The organism is Aquimarina macrocephali JAMB N27, assembly GCF_000520995.1.
GTDB lineage: Bacteria > Bacteroidota > Bacteroidia > Flavobacteriales > Flavobacteriaceae > Aquimarina > Aquimarina macrocephali.
Genome location: NZ_JACA01000079.1, coordinates 1 through 9422 on the forward strand (window position 1 = coordinate 1; position 9422 = coordinate 9422).

7 protein-coding genes are annotated in these 9422 nt (G+C 40.2%); 6 read left to right on the forward strand and 1 reads right to left on the reverse strand.

From position 1 onward, the window contains the following. From Z054_RS0126875 to Z054_RS0126905, 4 genes are all read left to right on the forward strand, one after another. The coding region (locus tag Z054_RS0126875; protein ID WP_024773075.1) for an IS30 family transposase at nucleotides 1-287 on the forward strand (287 nt) is incomplete at its 5' end. Nucleotides 288-724: 437 nt separating this feature from the next. Continuing rightward, nucleotides 725-1126 carry a hypothetical protein gene (locus Z054_RS0126880; protein ID WP_152538697.1) on the forward strand — a complete coding sequence of 134 codons (402 nt, stop codon included), beginning with the start codon at nucleotides 725-727 and terminating at the stop codon, nucleotides 1124-1126. 536 nt (nucleotides 1127-1662) lie between these two features. After that, nucleotides 1663-6495, forward strand: a complete 4833-nt coding sequence (locus Z054_RS0126895) for an Ig-like domain-containing protein (protein WP_152538698.1) — start codon at nucleotides 1663-1665, stop codon at nucleotides 6493-6495. Between the two features lie 431 nt (nucleotides 6496-6926). Beyond that, the gene (locus tag Z054_RS0126905; protein WP_152538699.1) at nucleotides 6927-7337 is read left to right on the forward strand and encodes an MARVEL/CASP family protein; all 411 of its coding nucleotides are present in this window, start codon (nucleotides 6927-6929) and stop codon (nucleotides 7335-7337) included. A gap of 170 nt (nucleotides 7338-7507) precedes the next feature. Here the strand turns inward: Z054_RS0126905 and Z054_RS0126915 are convergent, their stop codons facing one another. Next, the gene (locus Z054_RS0126915; RefSeq protein ID WP_024773080.1) at nucleotides 7508-7966 is read right to left on the reverse strand and encodes a helix-turn-helix domain-containing protein; all 459 of its coding nucleotides are present in this window, start codon (nucleotides 7964-7966) and stop codon (nucleotides 7508-7510) included. Between the two features lie 45 nt (nucleotides 7967-8011). Between Z054_RS0126915 and Z054_RS0126920 the strand changes: the two genes are divergently transcribed. Beyond that, the gene (locus Z054_RS0126920; RefSeq protein WP_152538700.1) at nucleotides 8012-8263 is read left to right on the forward strand and encodes a hypothetical protein; all 252 of its coding nucleotides are present in this window, start codon (nucleotides 8012-8014) and stop codon (nucleotides 8261-8263) included. A gap of 22 nt (nucleotides 8264-8285) precedes the next feature. Continuing rightward, nucleotides 8286-8831, forward strand: a complete 546-nt coding sequence (locus tag Z054_RS0126925) for a hypothetical protein (RefSeq protein WP_024773082.1) — start codon at nucleotides 8286-8288, stop codon at nucleotides 8829-8831. The last annotated feature ends 591 nt before the right edge of the window (nucleotides 8832-9422 follow it).

Genomic DNA, 9422 nt, shown 5'->3' on the forward strand with positions numbered 1-9422 from the left:
CGATTACTTTTGATCGTGGATTTGAGTTTATATTCTACCCTATTCTCGAGAAAAGATTAGGTACGAAGAGTTATTTCTGCGATCCACAATCGCCGTGGCAAAAGGGTGCTGTAGAGAGTAATAATAACCGTATCAGGCGGTTTTTTCCTAGGGAGACGCAGCTTGCCAAGATCACGGATAAGGAACTTAACAAGGTATGCCAAATCATGAATAACACACCAAGAAAATGCCTTGATTACAGAACTCCACAAGACGTTTTTCAGGAGGCTTTACAAATGGTAACCTAATCCATAAAATCAACCGTCGCACTTCAAATGGAATCCTCACCCAAAATGGTAATGTCGTGTATTAGCAAAGCAGAAACATCCCCCCTCACCTCTTTAATAATGTTTTGCAACACTTTACTCGTATTACGCGAAATCTCCACAAAATCTTCTAAAAACGTGTGTTGACTCTGTTTTATGACAAGTCTATAGCATTAATGGGAACGAATATCAAAATGTGTGATTTAAAAACGGGCGATACAATATTTGTATTAACGAGTGAATAACCAAACATACTGAAATCCCATTAGAGGAATTTTGTTGGATGAACGTTTCTTGTACGAGGTGAGAATATGAAGAAATTTTTGATAGTACTAACGATGCTAATGTGCACAGGTAGCAACTTAGCAAGCAATGTGATGGCGTATTCATTTGCTTATGATCTGCTAGACTATGAGATAATGCATGGAGAAGCAGAGAGTGTAATTTATGGAAAAATTATCGAGACAGATGTTTTGAAAACTAGATATCCATTAGTTAAGGTAGAAGTTCTAGAAGTAAGAAAAAGCAATCTTGACGCTAAATATGTTTATTTTCAGTCCTTCAAGCAAATTCGTGGAGGTTTAGAGTATCTAGAAAAAGAACGAATTATTTTGTTTGCACATGAAGCTGTTGCTCAAGATGGTAAATTACTCATTCAGCCTGTAACTAAAAATACAGGGCATACATTAGGCATTGTTTTTAAAAAGGAGTTTGACAAATATATAGCTTCAGGCGGCGATGATTCAAATTTAAAAAAGATAAGCAAGTTATTCAATGAATTTTCTGCAGAAGAAATAAAAATAATAAATAATGGCGTTTGATCCAATTACTAAAATAATTGACGCAGATATTGCAGATTCAATAAGAGGTTTGGGGAAGAACCAGATTGACAATCATACTAGCAAAGCGAGGAAATGTAATGACTGAAGAAACCATCGAACAAAAAATACAGCGTCCTCTATGGGCTAAGGTGACTTATTTAGTGGTGGTGGACATGCTGCTAATACCAGTTCTGATTATTGCCCTCTTAGGGTTTGACATAGCAGGTACTATACCGAGCTTAAAGCCCCTACCTTTTCCGCCATATGGCCAATATTTCTTCATTTGCTTCATGCTTCTCCTCATATCTTGTGCGCTTAAATGCCATCTCTGTTTAAATATTCGAAGAACTTTATTCATTCTCCCGCTCATTGCGTCTTTTCTAGTTTTCATGCTTATAGCAGTAATAACACACAAAGATGACCCGTATTTTCACTGCTCGAAATATGCGTTAGTGAATGCGAGTGAATGCGATGCGTATGTTCTGCCAGGAGGAGACACGTTTATGCCTATTTTACCCCGTTTAATGAATAAGTAATTGGAGAAAATAATGACAGTAAATTACACAGATATTATTGACTTAACCGACCTTGACGCGAACCCCGCACTTAAAACTCAAGTGATCGCAGCTTTGTTGGAAATTGAAGCCACAACTGAGGGGCAATTATTGTTCGAGGATATTGAAAATATCTTCAACTTAGATATTGATATTTCTGTCAACGATACGCTTGCTGGTGCAGGGCAGTTTGATGATCTGGGGACTAACGATTTATATATTAACCCAGATCAACTGCTAAAAAGTCTGACTGCAAGAAGCGATGGCAACTTAGACATTTTTTCTCTTCATAGGCTTCTAGTGCACGAGCTTTACCATGCCTCTGATACAACCCCAAGCTCAGCCAGTCATGGCGATGGATTCAAAGAGCACCGAGCTGTTGAATTCGCAAACCTCTATATGGAAAAATATTATGGGGAAGCAAAACGCGTTGTTTATTCTGCCCCCTCTGTCACTGACACTGATGCCGTAGATGGCATTGAGGCAGAAGCATCCATTAAAATAGCAACATTTGACGGATCTGCTGACACGGGCACAGCAGACCCGATCATGCTTGGACTTATTACTTATGAAGATCAATATACGTCTCGTTACGGAAATAATGTAAGTAACCCCTTTTACCAAGCAGCACTGGAAGAAAACAATATCACCTTAGATTCGGTTACCACCGACTATGAAAAGGTGACTGGCAGTTTTACAGGCAACACTCGCATCACGGGGAATGATACGCTGAACACGGATGATGTGAAGGTTCTGTATACCTATGCTGGGGATGATGTGGTGACGGTTTCGGGTGAGCAGCTCTCGGTTGCGGGCGATGGGCGCGTGGTGTTGCTGGGCGAAGGGGATGACATCGTCTACGCAACCGGAGGAGATAACACGCTCAAAGGCGGCTTGGGAAATGATAAGCTGGATTATAGTGCTGCCTCAGTGACTGCTGGGATTGATATCAATCTGGAATCCGGCGAAGCGCAGATATCTGGCAAAACGGTCATAGAGAAAATCAATGGTTTTGAACAGGTCATTGGTACTGCCTATGTAGACACGATTACAGGCAATGTTGCTGAGAATGTTTTGAAGGGTGGGTCGGGGCAAGACGTCTATCATCTCAATGGCGCATTTGGTGATGATGTTATTGTTGACGACGGCGGGGTGTTGTTGATTGATGGTGAGGCACCTGTGTTTTCTTATAGTAAGCAGGTGGTTCAGACATCGGATAGTGAATTTGAGTGGTCTAAGGTGGGTGCTATGACTCTGGCCAACGGAACCGTTATCAGCGGTTTTAACAATCTGCTGCTTGAGGAAGTCGATAGGTTTGGTAACGAGTTGGGAAATACGATTCTTATTGAGAATTATTTTGATAATATACTGAACTGGAACTTTGATATTAGTGTGATGACTGGGGCGGTTATTAAGGGCACTAATCTTTCTGACATACTTCATGGCACTTCATGGGGTGATTTCATTATTGGTAAATCGGGGCAGGATTTTATACAAGGTCATGGCGGGAATGATACGTTAGTTGGAGGCGCATGGGCTGATTTTCTCGTTGGCGGTGCTGGATCAGACGTATTTAGGTATAGAAACCATGACGAAAGCCGGATCGTTACTTTTGAAGTCGCTTCAGATCCTAATTTCAATGAACCCCTTGCACAAACCGATACTATTTGGGATTTTACACGTGGTGAGGACAAATTAGACCTTGGAGGACTTGGGTTTTCAGGTGTTTCAGCCGTTGCTACTAGCGACCTTTACGATTTGGAGTATACGTCTTCTGACAATGCGGTTTTGTTAACCAATGTGCATTATAACTTCCACTTAATCATAATAGGAACTGAGTTTCTCGATAATTCCGATGTTATTGGATTAGGAACAGCACCGCTTCTTGTGGAAGGTGATAATGATGCGAATATCCTTTTTGGTGGTGAGTTTAACGATATACTCAAGGGCTATGGCGGGAATGATGTGTTCAGAATCTTTGATGGGAGTGATATTGTTTATGGAGGGCTGGGCAACGAAGACAAAGTCGTTTTTAGAGGTGATAGCACGGAATTTGGCTTTAGTGGGTTTAATGCGCAAACTATTATAGTCCATGACCTTGCGGATATTGCTGCGGGCGAAGATGGTCTAAATACCATTTATGAAGCTGAAATCTTAGAATTTAACAACTTATCATATTATTGGAGCGGTACTTCATGGGATTTATCTATATTCCGCCCGCCTGAAGCGAATGATGATGGCATCAGCACGGCATATGGACAGTCCGTTACGATTGATGTGCTTTTCAATGATTCTGATAAGGAGGATGATCAATTTTTTGGAGATAGTATTACCATAAATTCACAGCCTGCAAATGGCTCGGCAGTAGTCACGGCAACTGGGGCTATCATTTATAGTCCTAATAGCGGGCATGAAGGTAACGATAGTTTTAGCTATACGTTAACGGATAGCAATTTGATGACGGACACGGCAACGGTGACTGTATTTGTGGGCGATGCTCCGCCTAATGTGGCACCTTCTGCAAGTGCTGATGTGGTGACAATGAGTTACGAATCTACCACTACAATAGATGTATTGTCGAATGATGTGGATGATGGGGCGTTGGATGGGGGTAGTGTTACGATTGATACGGATCCGTTGAATGGTACGGTGCTTGTGAATCTGGATGGTACGATCACTTATACGCCTAATACGGGGTATGATGGGGCGGATAGTTTTGTGTATGCGGTGACGGATGCGGATGGTGTTGTGGATACGGCAACCGTGAATGTGACGGTCAATCCTGTGCCATCAAATTATGCACCGGACGCAGCAGATGATACGACTACGGTCGATCAAGATGCATCTATTGCGATTAGTGTGCTTGCTAATGATTCGGATACGGAAGATACCAGCTTTACTAATAGCAACCTATCTATCCATGCAAATCCAACGAATGGTGCTGTTTCTGTCAATGGCGATGGCACGATTACCTATACGCCGAGCGCAAATTATGTGGGTGTGGATAGTTTTGCTTATATGCTGACGGATAGTGGCGGGGAAACCGATATAGCGACGGTGAATCTGTCTGTTCAAGCGGTTGTGGATACAAATGCTGCGGCGACGCATAATGGTGATGCGGGTAATAATTATATTACCGCAGGCAGTGGCGCAGATGTGCTATTTGGTTATGAGGGGGATGATACATTATACGGCGTTGCTGGTGATGACCAACTTGTGGGTGGTCTGGGTGTTGATACGCTTTGGGGCTATAAAGGCAATGATACCTATGTGTGGAAATCGGGCGATGGCAATGATTTGGTACAAGAGTCTAATACATCCAGTAGTGGCACGGATCAACTGCATTTTACAGGCGGTATTACGCTCGCTGACCTCAACATTTACGGCTATACGAGCCATGATCTGAAGATTGAATATATCCCGACAGGCGAAGTGGTCACGATTACGAATCAGTATGCGGGTGATACAGATTATCTGGTTGAGTCGCTGACCTTTGATGATGGTTCTAGCTATAATTTAGTGCAAGGGGTTACTTGGCTGGGTGGTGTTGGTAATCAAAACTTATCAGGAAGCATCTATGATGATGTGATGCATGGTGGCAAAGATAATGACACCCTGAATGGCGGTACGGGCAATGATACACTCCTTGGTGATTTAGGTGATGATACGCTCTATGGTTACAAGGGCGATGACACCTATGTCTGGCAAGCTGGACGTGGCAACGATGTCTTCATTGAGCAAAACTACAGTGCCAGTGCCAATGATGTGCTGCATCTGACGGGCGGCATTACGTTCAATGATTTGAAATTATATGGATTTACCAGTCATGATTTGAAGATTGAGTATGTGCCAACGGGCGAGCTTCTTACGATTCAAAATCAGTATTATAATGATGCAGATTACCATATCGAAACATTGTTATTTGACGATGGCAGCAGCTACAATTTAAACCAAGCAGTGAAATGGCTGGGCGGTGTTGGCAATCAAAACTTGTCGGGAAGTATCTATGATGATGTGATGCATGGTGGTAAGGATAATGATACCGTTAGTGGTGGCGCAGGCAATGATACACTCCTTGGTGATTTGGGCGATGATACGCTCTATGGCTACACAGGCGATGATACGTATGTGTGGCAAGCCGGACGTGGCAACGATGTCTTCATTGAGCAAAATCACAGTGCCAGTGCCAATGATGTATTGTACCTAAAAGGTGGAATCACCTTTGATGACATCCAAATCTATGGCTATACCAGCCATGATATGAAAATCAAATATCTTCCAACGGGTGAAGTACTGACATTGCAAAACCAGTTCTATAACGATAGTGATTACCATATTGAGACGCTGCAATTTGACAATGGCACGACGTATAACTTAGTACAAGGCTTAGAGTTGCTTGGTGGCGCAGGGAATGAATCGCTTGAAGGCAGTATCTTTGATGATGTGCTGCAAGGCAATGATGGTAATGACACACTCAAAGGGGCTGGCGGAGCCGATACACTGATCGGCGGCACAGGCGATGACTCTTTATATGGCTACACAGGAGATGATACGTATGTCTGGCAAGCGGGCGATGGCAACGATGTGTTTGTAGAGCAAAATTACAGTGCCAGTGCCAATGATGTACTGCACCTAACTGGCGGACTTGTAGCAGCGGATGTGAGCTTCTCACAAAGCGGTTATGACCTACTGATAACCGTAGCATCCACCAGCGAAGTCCTCACCATCGATAACCAATATTATAGCGATACGGATTACCATATTGAGACACTGTTGTTTGATAATGGCAGCACGGTTGATTTGTTGGGGGTGTAGGGATTTAGAAGAGGAAGAATACCTTTTACCAGCATCTATAGATCAATGAGATTTATGTATGTATATTCAAGCCACCCTTCCCCTTCTCTATCCAGTAACATCATCCGTATATCTTGCTGTATACCTGATATTAACGTATAAATATTACGGTTATTCCGTAACGTAAAGTCGAAAATTCTTCTGATCTTGCAGGTTATAAATAAAACTATTTATAACCAAGGAGTTTCATTTACATAGACCCAATTTCCTCCATTGCTAACCCCACATAGAGCATAGGATTTGATGTTATTTTGGATTATTTTAGGATCATAACTAATAAAAATCCAAAATGATGAGAAAATTAATTCTTGCAATAATTGTATTATTCGCGACGAGTTTTATCTATGTGGGCTGTACTCCTGAATCATTAGATCAGCATGACACAGAATCACTTGAAAAAGACGAACTTGATGATGATGACATCTAAGGAGTTTGTTATTGGAGCATTAATACTCATATGCTCTTTACTACCTTATATTCATGATGCAATACCCAGAGAAACACAAGCTGGAATTTCTGGGTATTCCAGTTTAAGAGTTTTTTTATATATAACGCTAATCAATGTTTTTGGTTTAGTTGGCTGGTTGATAGCATACTTTGAAGCCAAAGGAAAACGCTATCGATTTGTAATGATTGTTCCTATCATGAACATTGTTTATCAACTCTTCATTTACATCCTCAATCTAAAGAAAACCTCTTTTAATGATTTGAATCTCAAGTTCCTGATCACTTTCATTGTTAGTGTGATGGTGTTTATATTTTATTTCATGAGAAAATTCAAACAAAGTAAGGAAAGCGCATGAGCCTCAAAAACCTACATTATGCCCTTCTTCTGGATGAGCACCGCAAAGAGCTAAAACCTGAGGAGAAAGAGAAGATCAGGCGACAGATTCGTAAAGACAGTCGCTTAGTGATTGAAAATTTACTGGATTTGCTCGAAAAGTCGATTGACAAGATTAATAAAACCGACTGATTATTCTATCGTATTCTTTTTTGCATTTTGGTTGATGATCTTCATCATTTCTTCTACTTTATCCAAAAGCTCACCCTGATTGAGCAAGATACGTGATTGTGCTTCTGTCAGTATGTCGAGACTCTTTTGAGATACATCAAATTGAGGCGAAAGTTGAGACGATAATACTTCTGCAATCTTCATAAGAATGAAATCATCTGCCTTCTTTTGCATCTCATTTTCACGAGCAGATGAATAGGTTGCATTATTTTCTGTAGAATTTTCATCCTCTATATCGGAGAAAAAGTAATAAACAGTTTTATTTATTGCTTTAGCAACATCGAGAAGAAAACTTACTTTGATATCCTTTGCTTGTAGCTTACTTTCGAGATTCTGAGGAGATATATCAAGCCTTTCAGCTACTTCACTCTGCTGGAAGCCTGACATGATAATTTTAGCCCTGAGATATTCTCCTGTCATTTTGATAAATAAATTTGTTTATAATAAACAGAATTGTTTATATTTGTGTTCAACAACGTAAACAAAGTACGTGTTTTTTCAACGATGAAGCAAATAAATAAGTATTCTAATACAAATAAAGATCTCCTAAAAGACAAATATTTCTACGGAATCGGATCGCTAATTGCCAAAAGATTGGGATTATCCGCCAGCTATGTTCGTGACGTACTAAACGAAAAATATCCTGATCGAAAAAGCAAAAGCACTCGAAAAATAAAAGAGCTAGCCACTGAATTAATGAAAAGCAAAGAAGCGTAAACCTCTTTTAAAACCAAAAATCATGAATGAGAATATAGAACTCAACAAACGAAAAAGCCAATTTCTATTTGAGATCATACAATATGTTCAGGTGGAGAAAGATGAATTTTTACAACGTGTCGCCAATCAGGAGTGCTATGAAACAATAATCTATAACTGGGCGATTCGCTTATTTGAGAAAGGCACCTCATTAGATGATGCGATTACCATTATACATAGAGCGCGGCGTTTTATTCTGATGTATAGCACTCGTCATACATTTGATTATCATATGGATATGACGATTGAAAACATCCATAGTATGTTGAGTGAATATCCTGAGTATAATGCACTCCCCTCAGATAAGAAACAGATAGTGCAACAGAATATTGTTGAGAAATTTGATCAAAAAGCGCGTCTTGAAGCCATAGAGCAGGTATTGAAAAAGATGCATCTCGAAGGGAGATTGGAGCCTGATGATAATGAGAAGAGTACATTCAAAGCGGTATTGCTACGAATTATTACCAGCATTAGGAAATGGAAACGTATTGGATATTGGCAGCATAAAAAGAAAAATCGTCCCAAATAAAATGACCAATAAAAACGCACATAAGTTGAGTTTGTGTAATTGCCCCAAAGGATGTCAGGTGCTTTGCCTCTTTAGTCTTACCTATAAGAACAAAGTACCTCGATTCCTGACGCACTGTTTAAACCTATTAGTACACTTCTTAGCCACCCTAAAACACAGAAATTTAGTTTATGATTTCTTTAGCTTTTCTTTACATAAAATTAACAGAATAAGCATTCTGAGTTCCGAAAAATGAAACTGGCAACCTTTAATATTGCATCAAGAATATCAATTTTAACAACCTAATAAAATCCAACTTATGAGAACAATACAACACAGTCCTCACCGACAATAATATCCAAACTCATAGAAGCCATGAATGGTTCACATTCTAGACACTAGAACCATGTTTCTGACTTCTTGATCACATATTTGAAAATAAGAGGCTTTTCCTCTTATCGATCCTTCTATTACTAACCCCGCTTTTGGTAATAATATATATCCGTATTAACCATTTTTTATTCACAAAATCATGAAAAAACAATTAATCCCTTTAATACTGCTTGCATGGGGCGTTCAGGCGAGTGCGCAAGTAGCCTCTGGAGACAAGCT

Excerpts from the sequence above, each read along its gene's own strand:
- Z054_RS0126880 (WP_152538697.1), top strand. The coding sequence starts at position 725 with ATGCATGGAGAAGCAGAGAGTGTAATTTATGGAAAAATTATCGAGACA.
- Z054_RS0126915 (WP_024773080.1), bottom strand. The coding sequence starts at position 7,966 with ATGACAGGAGAATATCTCAGGGCTAAAATTATCATGTCAGGCTTCCAG.
- Z054_RS0126925 (WP_024773082.1), top strand. The coding sequence starts at position 8,286 with ATGAATGAGAATATAGAACTCAACAAACGAAAAAGCCAATTTCTATTT.